The organism is Streptomyces sp. NPDC001339, assembly GCF_042895955.1.
Taxonomy (GTDB): Bacteria; Actinomycetota; Actinomycetes; order Streptomycetales; family Streptomycetaceae; genus Streptomyces.
Genome location: NZ_JBIAWT010000002.1, coordinates 13,748 through 32,298, shown reverse-complemented (window position 1 = coordinate 32,298; position 18,551 = coordinate 13,748). Strand labels below are relative to the sequence as shown.

At 74.1% G+C, this 18,551-nt stretch carries 14 protein-coding genes; 3 read left to right on the top strand and 11 right to left on the bottom strand.

The genetic code is table 11. From position 1 onward, the window contains the following. Positions 1-56 precede the first annotated feature (56 nt). From ACFY12_RS05345 to ACFY12_RS05335, 3 genes are all read right to left on the bottom strand, one after another. Positions 57-2,258, bottom strand: a complete 2,202-nt coding sequence (locus ACFY12_RS05345) for a tetratricopeptide repeat protein (protein ID WP_390714407.1) — start codon at positions 2,256-2,258, stop codon at positions 57-59. 165 nt (positions 2,259-2,423) lie between these two features. Next, positions 2,424-3,050, bottom strand: coding sequence for an NUDIX domain-containing protein (locus tag ACFY12_RS05340; RefSeq protein ID WP_390714406.1), 627 nt, complete (start codon positions 3,048-3,050; stop codon positions 2,424-2,426). A gap of 102 nt (positions 3,051-3,152) precedes the next feature. Further along, a complete protein-coding gene (locus ACFY12_RS05335) occupies positions 3,153-4,844 on the bottom strand; it encodes a CTP synthase (protein WP_390714405.1) in 1,692 nt (563 codons plus the stop codon). Between the two features lie 451 nt (positions 4,845-5,295). On the opposite strand from ACFY12_RS05335, the gene ACFY12_RS05330 reads away from it, so the two are divergent. Together ACFY12_RS05330 and ACFY12_RS05325 are read left to right on the top strand one after the other, a co-directional pair. Further along, positions 5,296-7,128: a glycoside hydrolase family 15 protein gene (locus ACFY12_RS05330; protein WP_390714404.1), complete on the top strand. Its 1,833-nt coding sequence runs from the start codon at positions 5,296-5,298 to the stop codon at positions 7,126-7,128. 66 nt (positions 7,129-7,194) lie between these two features. Further along, positions 7,195-8,904: a PucR family transcriptional regulator gene (locus ACFY12_RS05325; RefSeq protein WP_390714403.1), complete on the top strand. Its 1,710-nt coding sequence runs from the start codon at positions 7,195-7,197 to the stop codon at positions 8,902-8,904. Positions 8,905-9,187: 283 nt separating this feature from the next. On the opposite strand, the gene ACFY12_RS05320 is transcribed toward ACFY12_RS05325, so the two are convergent. From ACFY12_RS05320 to ACFY12_RS05295, 6 genes are all read right to left on the bottom strand, one after another. Then, entirely contained in the window at positions 9,188-10,357 is a 1,170-nt protein-coding gene (locus tag ACFY12_RS05320) for a glycosyltransferase family 4 protein (protein WP_390714402.1), read from the bottom strand. A 395-nt stretch (positions 10,358-10,752) separates the two neighbouring features. Further along, positions 10,753-11,616: a hypothetical protein gene (locus ACFY12_RS05315; RefSeq protein ID WP_390714401.1), complete on the bottom strand. Its 864-nt coding sequence runs from the start codon at positions 11,614-11,616 to the stop codon at positions 10,753-10,755. A gap of 105 nt (positions 11,617-11,721) precedes the next feature. Beyond that, positions 11,722-13,449: a DNA repair protein RecN gene (gene recN, locus ACFY12_RS05310; protein ID WP_390715053.1), complete on the bottom strand. Its 1,728-nt coding sequence runs from the start codon at positions 13,447-13,449 to the stop codon at positions 11,722-11,724. Positions 13,450-13,716: 267 nt separating this feature from the next. After that, a complete protein-coding gene (locus ACFY12_RS05305; RefSeq protein ID WP_390715052.1) occupies positions 13,717-14,595 on the bottom strand; it encodes an NAD kinase in 879 nt (292 codons plus the stop codon). 104 nt (positions 14,596-14,699) lie between these two features. After that, positions 14,700-15,515, bottom strand: coding sequence for a TlyA family RNA methyltransferase (locus ACFY12_RS05300; protein ID WP_390714400.1), 816 nt, complete (start codon positions 15,513-15,515; stop codon positions 14,700-14,702). A 37-nt stretch (positions 15,516-15,552) separates the two neighbouring features. After that, positions 15,553-15,951: a hypothetical protein gene (locus ACFY12_RS05295; protein WP_390714399.1), complete on the bottom strand. Its 399-nt coding sequence runs from the start codon at positions 15,949-15,951 to the stop codon at positions 15,553-15,555. 76 nt (positions 15,952-16,027) lie between these two features. On the opposite strand from ACFY12_RS05295, the gene ACFY12_RS05290 reads away from it, so the two are divergent. Then, positions 16,028-16,375 (top strand): SCP2 sterol-binding domain-containing protein, encoded by a 348-nt coding sequence (locus ACFY12_RS05290; RefSeq protein WP_390714398.1) that lies wholly within the window; start codon positions 16,028-16,030, stop codon positions 16,373-16,375. Here the strand turns inward: ACFY12_RS05290 and ACFY12_RS05285 are convergent. Together ACFY12_RS05285 and ACFY12_RS05280 are read right to left on the bottom strand one after the other, a co-directional pair. After that, positions 16,359-17,288 carry an ABC transporter ATP-binding protein gene (locus ACFY12_RS05285; protein ID WP_390714397.1) on the bottom strand — a complete coding sequence of 310 codons (930 nt, stop codon included), beginning with the start codon at positions 17,286-17,288 and terminating at the stop codon, positions 16,359-16,361. The two genes, ACFY12_RS05290 and ACFY12_RS05285, sit on opposite strands and share 17 nt — an antisense overlap. A 175-nt stretch (positions 17,289-17,463) precedes the next feature. After that, positions 17,464-18,519, bottom strand: coding sequence for a FecCD family ABC transporter permease (locus ACFY12_RS05280; protein ID WP_390714396.1), 1,056 nt, complete (start codon positions 18,517-18,519; stop codon positions 17,464-17,466). Positions 18,520-18,551: the final 32 nt, after the last annotated feature.

Below are 18,551 nucleotides of genomic sequence, written 5' to 3'. Positions count from 1 at the left end.
TATTGAAGGATCTGCTGTTGTCTAGCCTTGCAAAGCACTAATTTCTGCGAGATGCGCTACCGGTTTCGTAGGTGATCGGGGTGATCTTCCAGGAGTCGCTCCCCCGCGTCGCGGTGCAGCCGCGCCGCCGCGGGGTCCCCGAGCCGGTCGAGGGTGTCCGCGATCCGCAGCCGCAGCTCCGCCTCCAGCCGCCCGTCCTCCGCCTTCCGGGCCGTTTCGAGGGCCTCCAGGCGGGTCCGCAGCGCCTCCTCCGGCCGCCCCGCGCGCTCCTGGACCCCCGCCATCTCACCGGCCGCCCGCGCCCGGCCTGCCGGGTCGCCGAGCCGGCGGTACGTCCTGGCGGCCGCCCGCCACTCCCTGAGCGCCTCGTCCCACCGGGCCGCGCACGCGTACGCGGCGCCGGTCCGGCCGTGCAGCCGAGCCGCGTCCGCGCGCTCGCCACGGGCCAGCCGCAGCTCCAGCGCCCGCCCGTACCAGTCGGCGGCCCGCTGCCAGTCGCCCAGCTCGGTGTACGTACCGCCCAGTGACTCCAGCGCCCGGCCGGCGGCCACCGGGTCCCGCGCCGAACGGGCCGCCTCCAGCGCGCCCCGGTAGCGGACGGCCGCCTGCTCCGGGCGCCCCGCCCGGCCGTCCAGGTCCGCGAGGTTCAGCAGCGCGGCAGCCTGCTCACGGGCCAGCCCGCGCCGCTCGGCGACCCGGAGGACCAGCTCGTGCAGCCCGTAGAGGTCCGGCGCGGCGGCCTCGGCGCCCTCGTGCGCCAGCAGCGTCCGGGTCAGCGCGGCCACCAGCCGCCGGTCCAGCGTGTCGAGTCCCCCGTCCGCCACCGCGACCCCGGCCGCGTCGAGGAGCGCGCCGCGCCGGCCGCGCAGCCAGTGCGCGGCGGCGGCCCGGGAGGAGAAGCGCAGCGAGCGCGGCAGCCCGTCGGCCTTCTGGCGGGCGGGGGAACCGGCCGGTTCGGCCATCGCCCGGCAGGAGTGCAGCAGCCGTACGGTCCGCTCCAGCATCCGGGCCCGGGCCAGCTGGATGTCGGCGGGCCGCTCCTGCGCGTGGAGCAGCTCGCGGACGAGCGGGGCGAGGGAGCCGGGGAGCCGGTACGGGGTGTGGAGCGCGGCGTCGGGCAGCGGCGGCCCGGATGGGGGTCCCCCCTGTTCGAGCGGAGTCGAGAACTTGGGGGAAGCGCCGTGCTCGGCGGGCACCGGCCGCAGCAGGCCGAGCGCGGCCAGGTCGTCCAGCACCGTGGCGGCCACCGGCACCGAACAGCCGGCCAGCGCGGAGGCGATCTGCGCGTCCACGAGGCCGGCCGGGGCCAGGGTGCTCAGCCGCAGTATCCGGGCGGCGGGCGCCGGCAGCGCCGCCTGGGCGAGGTGGAAGGCGCGGAACAGCGGGCGGGCGGCGCGGGGCAGGTCCCCGGGCAGCGGGACGGCGCGCAGCCCCTGGCGCAGATCGGAGACGGACGCCCTGGGGCGGGCGGCGAGCCAGGCGCCGGCCAGGATCAGCGCCGCCGGCTGCCCGCCGCACTCCTCGGCGACGCTCTCGGCGGTCCGCGGGTCGACGGTGATCCGGGTCGGCCCGGCGTACCGGCTGAGGATCTCGACGCAGGCCGGTCCGTCCAGGCCGCCCAGCACGCACGGCCGGACGTCCGGGATGCCGGTCAGCGGCCCCTGGGAGACCACCACGACCAGGCAGTCCGGGGCGTCCGGCAGCAGCGGTGCGACGGCGTCCGCACCCGGGGCGTCGTCCAGGAAGAGCAGGGCCCGGCGCCCGGTGAGCGCACCGCGCAGCCGCTCGGTCAGCTCGTCCTCGCACGCGCCCGGCGCCGGCTGCTCCCCGAGGGCGGCCAGCAGCTCGCGCGCGACGCGGGCGGTGCCGGGCCGCTCGCCGCCGGGCCCGGTCAGCGCCGCCCGCAGCACCCCGTCCGGGTAGTCGCCGGCCAGCTCGCGCAGCAGCCGCTCGGCCAGCGCGGTACGGCCGGAGCCGGGACGGCCGGCGATCAGCAGCACCCGGCTGCGGGCGCCCTTGCGCCCGGAGAGGGTGTCCAGGCCGGCCCGGGCGATCTCGGCGTGCAGCTCCCTGAGCTCACGGTGGCGCCCGGCGAAGCCGGTGGTGTCCGGCGCGGGGGCGGCCGCGGGGGCGCCCGGGCGGACGGCGGCGCCGTCCGCCCGCCGCGCCTGGGGCATCCGCCGGCCCGGTGCCGCCGCGGCGGACCCGTCCCGCGGCCCGGGCGGGACGTGCCCCCCGTCCACCGCCTGCTCCGTCACCGGTCACGCTCCCGTCCAGCCGCGCGTACGAGCCCGTCGCGAGTGCGCACGGGATCGCTGTCGAGCGTAGTTCACGGCCTGTCACGTGCCGTACGGAGCAGGGCGGTTGCTCACTCGATCGGATCGGCGGATCATCCGGCCGACGACACGGGTCTCAGCAGCGGATCAGGCCTCGAAGGGCCGGGCCGGCCACGGCGCGTCGGCCGGCCGCAGCGCGTCCGGGCCCGCGCCGCGCTGCGCCGCGGTGAGCGCCAGCACCCCCATCGCCAGGCAGTTGTTGTGCAGCTCACCGGCGAGCACGCCCCGTACGAGATCTTCGACAGGTACCCGCGCCAGCTCCATGTCGGCCTCCTCCTCGGAGACCTCGAACCGCTCCCCCTCGGCCTCGGACAGCTCGCGGGCCAGGAAGATCCGGACCGCCTCGTCACAGCCGCCCGGCGTGGGGTAGACGTCGGTCAGCACCCGCCAGTCCTCGGCCTTGACGTGCGCCTCCTCGTACAGCTCGCGCTGCGCCGCGTGCAGCGGGTTCTCACCGGGGACGTCGAGCAGCCCGGCGGGGATCTCCCAGAGCCGGTGGCGTACGGGGTGGCGGTACTGGCGCAGCACCAGCACCCGGCCCTCGCCGTCCAGGGCGAGCACCGCCACGGAACCGGGGTGGACCTGGTAGTCGCGGGTGACGGCGGTGCCGTCCGGCATCACGACCTCGTCGGTGCGCACACTGGTCTTGTTCCCGGTGAACGGTGTCGTGGTCGAGGTGACCGTCCACTCCTCCGGGGTGTCCTCGATCGCCATGGTGCGTCCTCCCTTGTGCCTTGCGCGTCGGCCACGCGAAACCGGGGCACGGCCTCGCAGATCGAGTCCGTACCCCGGCAACGGTATCCGCCGTGGCTCCGCCTACTTCGCGGCGCCCGCCTTCTTCGCGGCACCCGCGGGCTGCCCGGCGCCCGTCTTGCGCGCGACCGCGGCCTTCACCAGTCCGGCGAAGAGCGGGTGCGGGCGGGTCGGGCGGGAGCGCAGCTCCGGGTGCGCCTGGGTGGCGACCAGGTAGGGGTGCGTCTCGCGCGGGTACTCGACGTACTCGACGAGCTTGTTGTCCGGGGAGGTGCCGGAGAACTGCAGCCCGGCCTTCTTCTCCAGCTCACCGCGGTAGGCGTTGTTGACCTCGTAGCGGTGGCGGTGGCGCTCCTCGACGTACGCCTGGCCGTCGTAGACCTCGCGGACGATCGAGCCCTCGGCGAGCTTGGCGGGGTACATGCCCAGCCGCATCGTGCCGCCCATGTCGCCCTCACCGGCGACGATGTCCAGCTGCTCGGCCATCGTGGAGATGACCGGGTGGGCGGCGGCCGAGTCGAACTCGGTGGAGTTGGCGCCCTCGATGCCGGCCAGGTTGCGGGCCGCCTCGATGACCACGCACTGGAGGCCCAGGCAGAGGCCCAGCAGCGGGATCTTGTTCTCGCGGGCGTAGGTGATCGCGCCGACCTTGCCGTCCACACCGCGGTCGCCGAAGCCGCCGGGGATGCAGATCGCGTCGCAGTCTGCGAGCTGCTCGGCGGCGCCCTTGGCGGTCTTGCAGTCGTCGGAGGCGACCCACTTGACCTTCACCCGGGCCTTGTTCGCGAAGCCGCCGGCCCGCAGCGCCTCGGTGACCGAGAGGTAGGCGTCGGGCAGGTCGATGTACTTGCCGACCAGCGCGACGTTGACCTCGTGGTCGGGGTTGTGGACGCGGTCGAGCAGGTCCGCCCACACGGTCCAGTCCACATCGCGGAACGGCAGGTCCAGCTTGCGCACGACGTAGGCGTCCAGGCCCTCGGCGTGCAGGACCTTGGGGATGTCGTAGATCGAGGGGGCGTCGATGGCGGCGACCACCGCGGCCTCGTCCACATCGCACATCAGCGAGATCTTGCGCTTGATGGCGGTGGGCACCTCGCGGTCGGCGCGCAGCACGATCGCGTCGGGCTGGATGCCGATGTTGCGCAGCGCGGCGACCGAGTGCTGGGTCGGCTTGGTCTTCAGCTCGCCGGACGGCCCGATGTAGGGGAGCAGCGAGATGTGCACGACGAAGACGTTGTCCCGGCCGACCTCGTGGCGGACCTGGCGGACGGTCTCCAGGAACGGCAGCGACTCGATGTCGCCGACGGTGCCGCCGACCTCGGTGATCACGACGTCGACGTCCTCGGTCGCCATCCGCCGGATGCGGTGCTTGATCTCGTTGGTGATGTGCGGGATGACCTGCACGGTGTCACCGAGGTACTCGCCGCGGCGCTCCTTGGCGATCACGGTGCTGTAGACCTGGCCGGTGGTGACGTTCGCACTGCCGTCGAGGTCGACGTCGAGGAACCGCTCGTAGTGGCCGATGTCCAGGTCGGTCTCGGCTCCGTCGTTGGTGACGAAGACCTCGCCGTGCTGGAACGGGTTCATCGTGCCGGGGTCGACGTTCAGGTACGGGTCGAGCTTCTGCATCGTGACCCGCAGGCCGCGCGCCTTCAGGAGCGCGCCCAGGCTGGAGGCGGTGAGCCCCTTGCCGAGCGAGGAGGCGACGCCCCCGGTGACGAAGATGTGCTTGGTCGTCGGAGATTTGGGCGGCATGGCCAAGAGGAAGCTCCCGTGGTCGCGAGGTGGAGAGGTACGAGGCGCCGTCCCGGTGTTGTCAGGGGTGCCGTCGCTGCGGTTCGGGGGTGCCGTGTCGTCTTGCTGCGGCATCGGGCTGGCCCACCGGTCCACGGGGTACCAGGCTATCAGCGCCGGGGCGCGGTCGCTCCCGGCCGTGCGCGCGAGGGTCGCCCGACAGCCCCGCCATGACCGTGTGTGACGCCTGCGTGACGGCTGTGTGACGGCTCTGCTTGACAGTGTCACGTGACGGAGCCCACCCGTTCGGAGCACCTCACTCCTCGCGAGCGTCGCGCGGATCACCCGCGTGCGTCGTATCCTGCTCGGACACTCGCAACGAGCCGTCCGGGAAGGCACCACCCCCGCCCGATTTCCGGTCCCGCTGCTCGGCGACGTTTCATGGGCAGGACGGACCGATTCACAACGTCCCATGGGGGGCGTGACTCCAGTTCGACGGGAGACGCACGTGGCCGGGCGCATCGAGGACTACGCACTTATCGGCGATATGCAGACCGCCGCTCTAGTGTGCCGGGACGGCACGGTCGACTGGCTGTGTCTGCCCCGCTTCGACTCACCGGCGGTCTTTGCGGGGCTGCTGGGCACGGAGGAGCACGGTTTCTGGCGGATCGGGCCGGTCAACGGATCCGGACCGCGGCCGGCCGACCGCCGGCGCTACCGGGGCGATTCGCTCGTCCTGGAATCCGAGTGGGACACCCCGCGCGGCACCGTCCGGGTGATCGACTTCATGCCGCCGCGTGACGGCGCGCCGCAGGTGATCCGCATCGTGGAGGGCGTCAGCGGGCGCGTCCCGGTGCGCTCGGAGCTGCGGATGCGATTCGCGTACGGCTGGGTGGTGCCCTGGGTGCACAAGATCGACGGCCGTACCGTCGCGGTCGCCGGCCCCGACTCGGTGTGGCTGGACACCGAGGCCGAGACGTACGGCAAGGACCTCACCACGTTCTCCGACGTCACCGTCTCGCCGGGCGAGCGGATCGCGTTCACCATCAGCTGGGAGCCCTCGCACAAGCAGCCGCCGGCCGTGGCGGACCCCGAGGGGGCGCTGGAGGCCACCGAGGAGTTCTGGCGCGAGTGGGTCGAGCACTGCACGTACCACGGCCCGTACCGCGATGCGGTGGTCCGCTCGCTGATCACCCTCAAGGCGCTGACGTACGCCCCCACCGGCGGCATCGTCGCCGCGCCGACCACCTCCCTGCCCGAGTGCATCGGCGGCGTCCGCAACTGGGACTACCGCTTCACCTGGCTCCGCGACGCCGCCATCACCCTGTCGTCCCTCCTGCGCACCGGCTACCGCGAGGAGGCGCGGGCCTGGCGGGAGTGGCTGCTGCGGGCGGTGGCCGGCGACCCGGACAACCTCCAGATCATGTACGGCATCGCCGGCGAGCGGGAGTTGGGCGAGAACGAGCTCAACTGGCTTCCCGGGTACGAGAATTCGCAGCCCGTACGGGTCGGCAACGGCGCCGCCGGCCAGCTCCAGCTGGACGTCTACGGCGAGGTCATCGAGGCGCTGCATCTGGCTCATATGACCGGGCTGTCCCGTAACGACTACGCCTCCCTCCTCCAGATCAAGCTGATCCAGTGGGTGGAGAAGCACTGGGACGAGCCGGACGAGGGCATCTGGGAGGTCCGCGGTCCGCGCCGGCACTTCGTCCACTCCAAGATCATGACCTGGGTGGCGGTGGACCGCACGGTCAAGCTGATCGAGTCCGGCGACGTCGACGGCCCGCTGGAGCGCTGGAAGGACCTGCGCGAGACGATCCACCGGGACGTCTGCGAGAAGGGCTACGACAAGGAACGCAACACCTTCACCCAGTCCTACGGCTCGCGGGAGCTGGACGCGTCGCTGCTGCTGATCCCGCAGATGGGCTTCCTGCCGCCGGACGACAAGCGCGTCATCGGCACGATCGAGGCGATCCAGCGGGAGCTGTCCACCGAGGACGGCTTCGTCCTGCGCTACCCGACGGCCGGCGAGGAAGAGGGCGTGGACGGCCTGCCCGGCGACGAGGGGGCGTTCCTGGCCTGCTCGTTCTGGCTCGCCGACGACCTGGCGATGATCGGCCGGGTGGACGAGGCCCGCAAGCTCTTCGAGAAGCTGCTCTCGCTCCGCAACGACCTGGGCCTGCTGGCGGAGGAGTGGGACCCGAAGGCCAAGCGCCAGGTGGGCAACTTCCCGCAGGCGTTCAGCCACGTCCCGCTGATCGACACGGCGCTGCGGCTGACGGCCAGCGGGGCCTACGGGGGCTAGTCCGGCGTACCGGGACGTCGCGGCGGCGGCGTTCCGGCCGACGGGCTCCGGGTACGGTTCCTCGCCATGGGGCCGGAAGCGAAGGACGACGACACCGCGGCGGCGAACGCGGCGGTCGAAGCCGAGATCACCGTGCGCAGGGCGCTGGAACTGCCCGCGTTGCGGCGCGGGCTGCCGGAGGTGCTGGCCGGCCAGGACCGGCTGGACCGCGCGGTGCGCTGGGTGCACGCGGGCGAGGTCCCGCATATCGCCTCGCTGCTCAAGGGCGGCGAGCTGCTGCTGACCACCGGTCTGGGCCTGGGGTCCCGGCCGTCCGAGCAGCGTGCCTTCGTCCGCAGGCTCGCCGACCGCGGGATCGCCGCTCTCGTCGTGGAGCTGGGGTCGCGTTTCGCGGCACTGCCCCCGGCGCTGGTCGAGGCCGCGCGGGACCACGGTCTGCCCTTGATCCAGCTGCACCGCGAAGTCCCGTACGTCACGGTCACCGAGGCGATCCACACCGAGATCATCAACAGCCACTACGCCGTGCTGCGGCGCGCCGACGAGATCCTGCGGCGCTGCACCGACGTCCTGCTGCGCGGCGGTGGCGCCCCCGAAGTGCTGCGTCTGCTGGCCGTCTTCACCGGCAATCCCCTCTGCCTGGAGGCCCCCGACGGCAGCCCCCTGTACGCCGCGGGCCCGGACACCGGCGGCGGCGACGGCGAGGGCGGCGACGGCCGCAGTGGACCCGCGGACGCCGACCCGTTGCTGGCCTGGGAGGGGCTGCGCGACACCGGCGTCCGCATCGACGTCCCCGGCGGGGGCCACGGGCCCGACGCGGTCCGCGCCCGGCTCGTCCTGCTGCCCGTCAACGGCCCCGTCGCGCCGGTGCACCGGATCGCCGCCGAACGGGCCGCCGGTCTGCTCGCCGTCGTAATGCTCCAGTCCCGGCAGGAGGAGGTGCTCGCCGCCCGGGGCCGCGGTGACTTCCTCGCCGACCTGGCGGAGGGCCGGATCTCCGCGGCCGAAGCACCGGCCCAGGCCCGTCTGCTGGGGTTCCGCCCCGGACCGGAACCGGTCGTACTCCCGGTGGTCATGCGGCTGCCCGCCGGCCTCCCCACCCCGGGCGGCTGGGCCCTCCTCGCCCGGACGCTGCGCGAGGAACTCGCCGCCCCCGGAGTGCCGGTACTCCTCGGCGTACGCCCTGTGGAGGGCCGCGTCCCGCTGCTGGTCGCGCTGCGCGCCGGCCAGGACCGCGCCACGCTCGCCGACCGCACCACGCTCGCCGACCGGATCGCCGAGGCGCTGCACGCCGGAGTGGTCCGCGCGGGCCTGGACCGGCCGGCGGCGGCCCGCCCGGTGGTCGTCGTCGGCGCGGCCGGCGACTGGGCCGCCGCGGGCCCCGGCCTGCGGCATGCGGCGGAGGCGGCCGCCGCGGCCCAGGGCCTGCCAGAACAGCCCTGGTACGACGCCCGACGGCTGGACATCGAGCTGCTGCTGTGGCGGATGCGGGAACACGGCGAGCAGAACGTGCTCACCGACTTCGTGCAACGCGCCCTCGGCCCCCTGCTCGCCCACGACCGCGGCGCCCGCCAGCCGCTGCTGCCCACGCTGGAGGCCTACTTGGCCAGCGCGGGCCGCAAGGCCGAGACCGCCCGCGACCTGAACGTCAACCGCCAGACGCTCTACGATCGGCTGGCCCGCATCGCCCAGCTCCTCGGCACGGACCTCGACGACCCGCAGACGGTGCTGAGCCTCCGCCTGGCCCTGCGCGCCCGACGCCACACGGACAAGCCGTAGCGGACGACGCCAGCCTCGCGCGAGGGGGCGTCCTGTGGGGACGGCCCGTGGGGGCGGTCCGTGGGGGCGGCCGTCCCGTAGGGGTCGGTCGAACAGATCCCTTAGGGGACGCGAAGGCCCCCTGCGGGGCCACAACCGGGCGGGGCCAGGCGGTATTCCCGTCGTTCCCGTCCGCCGGCCGCACAACGACCGGGGAGACAGGGCTGAGGTCCGGAGGGAGACAAGGCTGAGGTCCGGAGGGAGCCCTGAAGGAGAGAGGCTCTAGACCGGAAGGAGAGAGGCTCTAGAAGGGCTGGATCGACTGGAGCGGCTGGGTCAACTCGTCGTACACGCTGAGGACTTGGGCCACCGTGTCGTTCTCGGTGGGCCAGCCGGCCGCCTGGATGCGGCCCGCCTCGGCGAGTGCGTCCCGGCGCGCCGGGTCGGCGAGCAGGGCGAGAACGGTACGGGCCAGGGTGGCGGCATCCCCGTAGCGGACCAGTTCCGCGGCCCGGCCGACGAGTTCGCGGGTTCCCCCGGTGTCGGTGGCGACGAGCGGCACCCCAGCCCGCAGTGCCTCCTGGGCGATCAGCGAGCGCGCCTCCCACCTGCTGGGCAGCACCACGAGATCGGCGGCCGCGAGGAGTTCGGGTACGTCGTCACGGCGGCCGAGCAGCTGGACGGGCAGCCGTTCCAGGTCGATCCGCCGCTGCAGCGCGGCCCGTCGGCCGCCCTCCCCCGCGATGGCGACCAGCGGTTGCGGGTCGAGCGCGCACCAGGCGTGCGCCGCGTCCAGCAGCAGGTCGTGCCCCTGGCTCGGGTCGAGGCGGCCGATCGCGAGCAGCAACGGGCGGTCCACCGCGCCCAGTTCGGCACGCTCCTTGTGACGCGTCCGGTCCTGCTCCTCGGGCTCGGCCCCGTTACCGGACCGGGGCCGCGGAATCGCCACCGGTGCCAGCCGGGCATCCCGGGCGCCACGTTCACGTGCCCGGTCCACGAGGTCGGAACAGGCCCCCAGGACAACGGCGGCAGCCCGCGCCACCCTCCGCTCCATCAGATGCACCAGCCCGGCCCGCGCGCCCTCGCTGTGTGCCTTCGTGTGCCAGGTCATGACCAGGGGGACCCGCCGCCCTCCCCTGGGGGGACGCAGTCCGCGCAGCGCCGTGGAGGCGCGCAGTCCGGCCCGCAGGCCGTGCGCGTGGACCAGATCGGCGTCCCAGCAGGCGCTGCGCAGCAAGGCCACGCTCGCCGGGTCCGCCCGCGGCGGGACGTGCACGAACCGCGCGCCCGCGCCGGTGAAGTCATAGGCCTCCTCGGCCTCCGGTGTGGCGCAGACGGTCACCCGTACCCCACGGGCGACCAGCCCTTCGGCCAGCGAGCGGACATGTGCCGCACTGCCCGCGCTGCCGTGCCCCAGCACCTGGACCGTGCGCAGCGGCGACAGCCCGTGCGTCGAGGTCGGGGTACTGATCACGTGGCGGGGACTCCTGAGTCGGGGGAAGCGGACCGTCCGTACCGGGAGGCCGGTCGGCGGACAGCGGACAGCGGGAACTGCGGTTGCGCGCGGCCGGGCGGCCGTCCACCCACCCGGACACGGGCACGGTGAGCCCGTCCGGACACGGGCACGACGGGCCGGCCCACCGGAACTGCGCACCGCGCCCAGGATGCCAGCCCGGCGGCGTCAATTCGGCATCGTTCGCACGCTGTTCCGGTGGGAAGTCTCACTCCAGCGCCCACCGGATCACCCACATGGGCGACAAACCGCCCGCGCGGACGAACGGTCCCTACGGGTGATCCGCTCCCCGGAGCGCGCCCACCGCGCCTCTGCGGGGCGCGTACGCCGAGGCTCCGCAGGCCCGTGGCCCGCCCTCAGAACCCCGCGGCCGCCGCCCGGCTGACGCGATCCCCCGCCGCCGCGGCGGCGACCAGGCCGACGGCGTGTGCGGCCAGCCCGGTACGGCCTCCCCCACTCCCGGCTCCTCCCCCACGCTCGGCTCCGCTCGCGCGGGGGGACCCCCATGCCCGGGGGGACCCCCATGCCGCTACAACGGCGAGGCCGAGGGCCGCGCCGAGCGCATGCGCCCCGGCGTCCCCGAGCATCGTGCGCTCCCCCATGTCGTCGCCGACGACGGCGGCCACGGCCCCGACGGGCGCGGCGGACAGTGGCCCGGCCGGTCCGCTTCGCAGCAGGCCGGGCGTGCCGAGGGCCAGTACGGCACCGGCCGCCCGGCCCGGACGTACGTCCAGGAGGTTCACCAGATGCGCGGAGCCCGCGATCACCACACCGGCCAGCAGCTTGTCGGCCGCACGTTCCTGCAGGAGGGCACCGGCCGCCAGTCCGGCGGCGCCGATCCCGAAGAGCTTCACCGCGCCGCTGGTGACCTCGCCGTCCCGCAGCGCCGAGAGGTGCGCCCGGAATCCGCGCCGTGGGTCACCGGCGCCGAAGACGTCGTCGTACGCCCCGCAGCTCCCGGCGGCCAGCACGGCCAGCGCCGCCGCGGTCCGGACCCGGGCGGGCAGCCCGGGGGCGGTGGCGGCGGCGAGCGCGGTACCGGCGGCCGTGGCGAGCCCGGCGTGCAGGTGGACGGTCCGGCCGGAGTGGTTCTCGCGCTCCCACCGGACGGCACCGCCCGGCGGCCGGCTCCTCAGCGCCGTGTACGTGACCCGGGTCGCCGCTGCCCCGGCCAGCAGCGCCGAGACCCGCCCCAGCACCTTGCCACCCGCCCTCACCATGCCCCACTCCCCCTTTTTCCCGTTCTTCCACTTCCGCCCGGCCCCCGCCGCACCCTGGCGAGCTGGAGAGCCGGCCCCCTGAAAAGCCGCCCCTGGAGGCCGGTGCTAGCGGCCCGTACGCGCCGTCTCCAGCAGTTCCTCCGCATGCGCGCGAGCCGTTTCGGAGTCCTCCTGGCCGGCCAGCATGCGGGAGAGTTCGCGGACCCGCTCCTCGCCCTCCAGGACGGTGACACCGCTCCTGGTGACCGAGCCGTCGTTGGTCTTCGCCACCAGCAGCTGCCGGTCCGCGAACGCCGCGACCTGCGGAAGGTGCGTGACGACCACGACCTGCGCCGACTTGGCGAGCCTGGCCAGCCGCCGGCCGACCTCGACGGCCGCCTTGCCGCCGACGCCCGCGTCGACCTCGTCGAAGAGGTACGTCGGTACGGGATCGGAGCCGGCGAAGACCACCTCGACGGCGAGCATCACCCGGGAGAGCTCGCCCCCGGACGCCCCCTTGGCTATCGGGCGGGGCGGTGCGCCCGGGTGCGGGGCCAGGAGGAGTTCGACCTCGTCGGCACCGGCCGGTCCGTAGGCCACGGTCCGGCCGCCGACCTCGATGCCGTCGGCGTCCTCGGGCACCTCGGTCTGGCGGATCTCGACGGTCACCCGGGCGTGCGGCATGGCCAGTTCGGCGAGTTCGGCGGTGACCGCGTCCGCGAAACGCTTCGCCGAGTCGGTGCGGGCGTCGGTCAAGGTCTGTGCCAGCTCGCCGAGTTCGGCGCGCAGCGCGTCCCGTTCGGCGGTCAGCTCGCCGATCCGGTCGTCGTCGCCGTCCAGTTCGGCGAGCCGGGCGGCGCTCCGCTCGGACCACGCCAGTACGGCCGTGATGTCCTCGCCGTATTTACGGGTGAGGTGGTTCAGGGCGGCGCGGCGTTCCTCGACCACGGCGAGCCGCAGCGGGTCGGCGTCCAGGTTGTCGGCGTAGCCGGCGAGCTCGCCCGCCACATCCGCCATCAGGATGCCGATCTCGCCGAGCCGGTCGGACAGCACGGCGAGCTCCTGGTCGTGGCCGCGTACCGCCTCCAGCGCCCGGTGCGCGCCGGCGACCAGGGTGGTGCCGTCGACGCCCTCGGGATCCTCGGGGTTGCCGGCCAGCGCGGTGTGCGCGGCGGTGGCGGCGGAGGCCAGTGCCTCGGCATGCCCGAGCCGCTCGGCCTCGGCGGCCAGTTCGGCGTCCTCGCCGGGCTGCGGTTCGACCGCGGCGATCTCGTCGAGGCCGAAGCGCAGCAGATCGGCTTCCTGGGAGCGCTCACGGGCCCGGGTGATCAGCTCGTCCAGCTCGGCGGTGACGGCGCGCAGCCGACGGTGGGCGGCGGTGTACCCGGTGAGCGGAACGGCCACCGCGTCTCCGGCGTAGCGGTCCAGGGCCTGGCGCTGGCGGGCCGGCCGCAGCAGGCCCTGCTGGTCGGTCTGGCCGTGTACGGCGACCAGTTCGTCGGCCAACTCCCCCAGCAGGCCGACCGGTACGGAGCGGCCGCCCACGTGGGCGCGCGAGCGGCCCTCGGCGGAGACGGTGCGGCTGATCAGCAGCGCGCCGTCGTCCAGCTCGGCGCCCGCCTCCTCCGCCCGTATCGCGGCGGGGGTCCCGGGGCCGACGCCGATCCTGCCCTCCACAACCGCCGACCGGGCGCCGATCCGCACCAGGGCGGGGTCGGCCCGCCCGCCGAGCAGCAGGCCGAGGCTGGTGACGACCATGGTCTTGCCGGCGCCCGTCTCGCCGGTCACCGCCGTGAAGCCGGGGGACAGCTCGACTACGGCGTCGTCAATGACGCCCAGGGACCGGATCCGCATCTCCTCCAACACGGGTATGACCTTACGAGGTCCCGGGGGCACCCCGCGACGGCCTCCCCCTTCTCCTCCGTCCCCGGCCCGCGGACCAGCGCTTCCGGAATTCCGCGCGAAGAAGATCCAAGTACCGGGCGAAGAAGATCGAAGAAGCACGCGAAGAAGATCCAAGTACCGCGCGGAGAAGATCCGGAGAAGATCCACTGTCGCTCGGCCGTCGAGGCCGGTGCACCGCCGTCGAGGCCGGTGCACCGTTGCCACGGGCCGGTGCGCCTACTGCGGTGCGCCCCGCCACCCCGCCACCGGGAGGGCGAACTTGGCGACCAGACGGTCCGTGAAGGAGGCGTGGTGCAGCCGCGCCAGGCGTACGGGGACGGCGCCCCGGCGGACCTCGACGCGGGCGCCGGCGGGGAGTTCGACACTGCGGCGGCCGTCGCACCAGAGCACGCCGTGCGGGGTCTTGGGCTGGACCTCGACGGCGAGGACCGAGCGCGGCGAGGTGACCAGCGGCTTGGCGAAGAGGGCGTGGGCGCTGATCGGGACCATCAGCAGCGCCTCGACCTCGGGCCAGACCACCGGACCGCCGGCCGAGAAGGCGTAGGCGGTCGAGCCGGTCGGGGTCGCGCAGACCACTCCGTCGCCGCCGAAGCGCGAGACGGGCCGGCCGTCGACCTCGGTCACGACCTCCAGCATCCGCTCCCGCGCGGCCTTCTCCACCGACGCCTCGTTGAGGGCCCAGTCGGTGTGGACGACGGTGCCGTTGTTGCGGACGAGGACGTCGAGCGTCATCCGTTCCTCGACCTCATAGGCGCGGGTGACGACCCGGTCGACGACCTTGTCGAGGTCGTCACGCTCGGCCTCGGCGAGGAAGCCGACCCGGCCGAGGTTGACGCCGAGCATCGGCACCCCGGACGTCCTGGCGAAGTCCGCACCGCGCAGCAGTGTGCCGTCGCCGCCCAGGACCACCAGCAGTTCGCAGCCCTCGGCGGCGCACTGCTCCGTCTCGACGCGCTGGACCTCCGGCGGCAGCGGCAGGTCCGCGGCCTCCTCCGCCAGCACCCGCACCCCGATGCCGCTGCGCAGCAGCCCCTGGACGACGAGTTCGGCGCTGCGGATGGCCGCGGGGCGGCCGGTGTGCGCGAGGAGGAACACCGTCCGGCCGGCTCCGGTGTCTCCGGTGTTCTCGTGTGCTGCGCTGACTTCGACAACTGCGCTGCCTTCGACAACTGCGCTGTCCTCAACTGCCTGGGTAGTGGTCAACGAGGCCCCTCCGCCACTGCACGGTCGACATCCGCCGGGTCGAGTGCAGGCGCCCCGGCGCGCAGCCACAGAAAGTACTCGACATTCCCGGAAGGTCCAGGGAGCGGGCTCGCCACCACGCCGAGTACGCCGAGTCCCAGTTCGGCCGCGCGCCCGGCTACGGCGCGCACCGCCTCGGCGCGCAGCGCCGCGCTGCGCACCACCCCGCCGCTGCCCAGCCGCTCCTTGCCGACCTCGAACTGCGGCTTCACCATCAGCACGAGGTCCGCGTCCGGTGCCGTACAGCCGACCAGCGCGGGCAGGACGAGCCCCAGCGGGATGAAGGAGAGATCGCCCACGACGAGGTCGACGGGCTGCGAGTCGATCGCCTCCAGCGTCAGCTCGCGCACGTTGGTGCGGTCCTTGACGGTGACCCGCTCGTCGCTCTGCAGCGACCAGGCGAGCTGTCCGTATCCGACGTCGACGGCGACGACATGACCGGCGCCGGCCCGCAGCAGCACATCGGTGAACCCGCCGGTCGAGGCGCCCGCGTCCAGCGCCCGCCGGCCCTCGATCCGCAGTCCGCGCGGGACGAAGGCGGCGAGGGCGCCGGCGAGCTTGTGGCCGCCGCGCGAGACGTATTCGGGGTCGTTCTCGTCGGCGCGGACGACCAGGGCGGCGCTGGTCTCCACCTGGGTGGCCGGTTTGGTCGCGGTGGTGCCGCCGACGGTCACCCGGCCCGCGGCGATCAGCTGGCTCGCGTGCTCGCGCGAGCGGGCCAGCTTGCGGCGCACCAGCTCCGCGTCGAGTCGGCGTCGTGCCACTCCTGCCACCTGTGGTTCAGCTCCTGTTGTCGTACGTCGTCCGCCGTCACGGACGTCGGCTTGCCGGCGTGGGGGAAGCCGTCCCCGGAGGGGCCGGGGACGGTGCGGGCGGCCCGGGGTGCCGGTCGAGGCCGGCCAGCACCTCGCGCAGTCCACGGTGCACATCCTCGTACACCTGGAGGTGTCCGCTCGACGGGAGGTGGTCGGCGTCGGCGAGGCGCCGCAGACCGGCGTCGACCGCGGGCTGTCCGGTGGGTGCCACGCCCACGCCGAGCGGCCGCGGTCCGTCGGGCACCACCGGCTCGGCCTCCGTGGCCTCCGTGGCTTCCGCAGCCTCCGTGGCCTCCGTGGCCTCCGGGACTTCCGTGGTCCCGTCGGTGTGCGCGGCCCCCGGGGCCGCCTCCGGCTCCGGCTCCGGCTCTGCGGCGGGCATCGGCTCGTTCATGCCCTCGACGCTACCTCGGCGAGCGGTGTCACGGGGCGAACGAGCCGCCCCCGACCTGGCTGTATCGTCGGGCGCGATGGCAACCCTCGACCAGTGCCGTGCCGCGCTCGACCGGCTGGCCCAGAACCTGTCCTCCGCCGACGGCGGCGTGCGCAGCGCCGCCGCGCTCGACCGTTCGCTCAGCTGCCGCATCACGGACCTCGATGTGACCTTCGTCGGACGGCTGGCCGACGGCACGCTCCGGGACGTCACCAGCGTCGCCGGTCCGCCCCCGCACAAGGCCGAGATCCGGCTGACCATGGCGGGCGACGACCTGGTCGCCCTGGTCGACGGGCGGCTGAACTTCGCCCGGGCGTGGGGCAGTGGCCGCGTCAAGCTGGAAGCCGGGCTGCGCGACCTGATGCGCCTCAGGACGCTGCTGTAGCCTCCACGGCCTCGTCCTCGGCGTCAGCCCCCGCGTTCTCGGCGTCAGCCCCCACGGCCCCGTCCTCGGCCCCCGCGTCCCCGGACTCGGCCTCGGCGTCTCCCTGGCCCGACCGGCGCGGCTTCCTGAGCGGCTTCCTGGCCGCAGGAACCACCAGCGGTGTCCCGCTCTCCGGGTCCTCGATGACCCGGCAGGTGATCCCGAAGACCCGCCGCACCAGTTCCGCCGTGACGATGTCGGCGGGCGCGCCCTCGGCGACCACCGCGCCGTCCTTCATGGCGATGAGGTGGGTCGCGTAACGGGCGGCCTGGTTGAGGTCGTGCAGCACCGCGACCAGCGTCCGCCCCTGCTCCTCGTGCAGCTCCGCGCAGAGGTCCAGCACCTCGATCTGGTGCTGGATGTCCAGGTATGTCGTCGGCTCGTCCAGGAGGAACAGCGGCGTCTGCTGAGCGAGCGCCATCGCGATCCACACCCGCTGACGCTGTCCGCCGGACAACTCGTCGACGTAGCGGTCGGCGAGCTCGGCGACGCCGGTCGCCGCCATCGACTCCTGGACGATCCGCTCGTCGGCGGCGGACCACTGCCGCAGCAGCCCCTGGTGCGGGTAGCGGCCGCGGGCCACCAGGTCGGCGACGGTGATCCCGTCCGGCGCGGTCGAGGACTGCGGCAGCAGCCCCAGGGTCCTGGCGACCTTCTTCGCCGGGAGCGAGGAGATCGCGGAGCCGTCCAGCAGCACCGACCCCGCGGCCGGCTTGAGCATCCGCGAGAGCGCCCGCAGCAGGGTGGACTTGCCGCAGGCGTTGGGGCCGACGATGACCGTGAAGGAGTGGTCGGGGACGGCGACCGAGAGGTTCTCGGCGATGACCCGCTGGTCGTAGGCGAGGGTGAGGTTCTCAGCCGTGAGACGGCTCACTTCGAAGCTCCTGGGGTTGTCCTGGGTTGTCCTGCGTTGCCCTGCGGTGGTGGGGGCGCCGCCGCGGTCCGGCTGGTCCACTGGTCCACGGTCGTCTCCGCCGTCGCAGCCACGGTCGTCTCCGCCGTCGCAGCCACGGTCGTCTCCGCCGTCGCGGCCACGGTCGTCTCCGCCGTCACATCCGGCCCGCCTTCCGCTCCGTCGCCAGCAGCCACACCAGGTAGCCGCCGCCGAGGACCCCGGTCAGCACACCCACCGGCATCTGATCCGCGCCGAACAGCTGCTGCGAGACCCAGTCGGCGCCGACCAGCAGGCCTGCGCCCATGAGGGCGGCGGGCAGCAGGCTGGGCCCGGGCGACCGGGTGAGGCGGCGGGCCAGCTGGGGTGCGGTGAGCGCCACGAAGGAGATCGGCCCGGCCGCCGCGGTGGCGGCGGCGACCAGCACGACCGCGGCCAGCAGGGCGACGATACGGACCCGGTTGACCCGTACGCCGAGCGCGTACGCGGAGTCGTCGCCCATCTCCAGCATGCGCAGCGGCCGCCCGTGGCAGAGCACCAGGGGGAGGCAGACGGCGCAGACCGCGGCCAGCGGCCAGACCTGGTCCCAGTCGCGGCCGTTGAGGGAGCCGGTCATCCAGACGGTGGCGCGGGTCGCGTCGACGATGTCCGCCTTGGTCATCAGGTAGAGCACCGTCGCGTAGAGCATCGCGCCGGCCCCGATGCCGACGAGCACGAAGCGGCAGCCATGGATGCCGCGTTTCCAGGCGAGCAGGAAGATGGCGAGTCCGGTGGCCACCCCGCCGGCCATGGCGCCGGCGGCGACCGCGAAGGTCCCGGCCTGGAAGAAGACGATGGCGACCAGCGCGCCGGCGGAGGAGCCCTGGGCGAAGCCGAGGACGTCGGGACTGCCCAACGGGTTGCGGGAGACGGTCTGGAAGACCGCGCCGGCGACCCCGAACGCGGCGCCGACCAGCAGCCCCACCAGGACCCGCGGCAGCCGCAGGTCGTGGACGATGAACTGCTGTCCGGCGTCGCCGCCGCCGGACAGCGTGGCGAGCACCTCGGCCGGCGTCATCGGGTAGTCGCCGGAGCCGATCAGCGCGACGGCGGCGGCGAGAGCGACGGCCAGCAGCAGCAGTCCGACGACGAGGGCGCGGACGTCCAGCCGGAACGAGATCCCTCCCCTGGTACGCACCGCCCGCACCGGCTTCGCGCCTTTCGCGGACTTCACGGACCTCCCGGACTTCACAGAATTCCCCGACT

Excerpts from the sequence above, each read along its gene's own strand:
- ACFY12_RS05340 (WP_390714406.1), bottom strand. The coding sequence starts at position 3,050 with ATGGCGATCGAGGACACCCCGGAGGAGTGGACGGTCACCTCGACCACG.
- ACFY12_RS05335 (WP_390714405.1), bottom strand. The coding sequence starts at position 4,844 with ATGCCGCCCAAATCTCCGACGACCAAGCACATCTTCGTCACCGGGGGC.
- ACFY12_RS05330 (WP_390714404.1), top strand. The coding sequence starts at position 5,296 with ATGGGGGGCGTGACTCCAGTTCGACGGGAGACGCACGTGGCCGGGCGC.
- ACFY12_RS05325 (WP_390714403.1), top strand. The coding sequence starts at position 7,195 with ATGGGGCCGGAAGCGAAGGACGACGACACCGCGGCGGCGAACGCGGCG.
- ACFY12_RS05315 (WP_390714401.1), bottom strand. The coding sequence starts at position 11,616 with ATGGTGAGGGCGGGTGGCAAGGTGCTGGGGCGGGTCTCGGCGCTGCTG.
- recN (WP_390715053.1), bottom strand. The coding sequence starts at position 13,449 with ATGCGGATCCGGTCCCTGGGCGTCATTGACGACGCCGTAGTCGAGCTG.
- ACFY12_RS05295 (WP_390714399.1), bottom strand. The coding sequence starts at position 15,951 with ATGAACGAGCCGATGCCCGCCGCAGAGCCGGAGCCGGAGCCGGAGGCG.
- ACFY12_RS05290 (WP_390714398.1), top strand. The coding sequence starts at position 16,028 with ATGGCAACCCTCGACCAGTGCCGTGCCGCGCTCGACCGGCTGGCCCAG.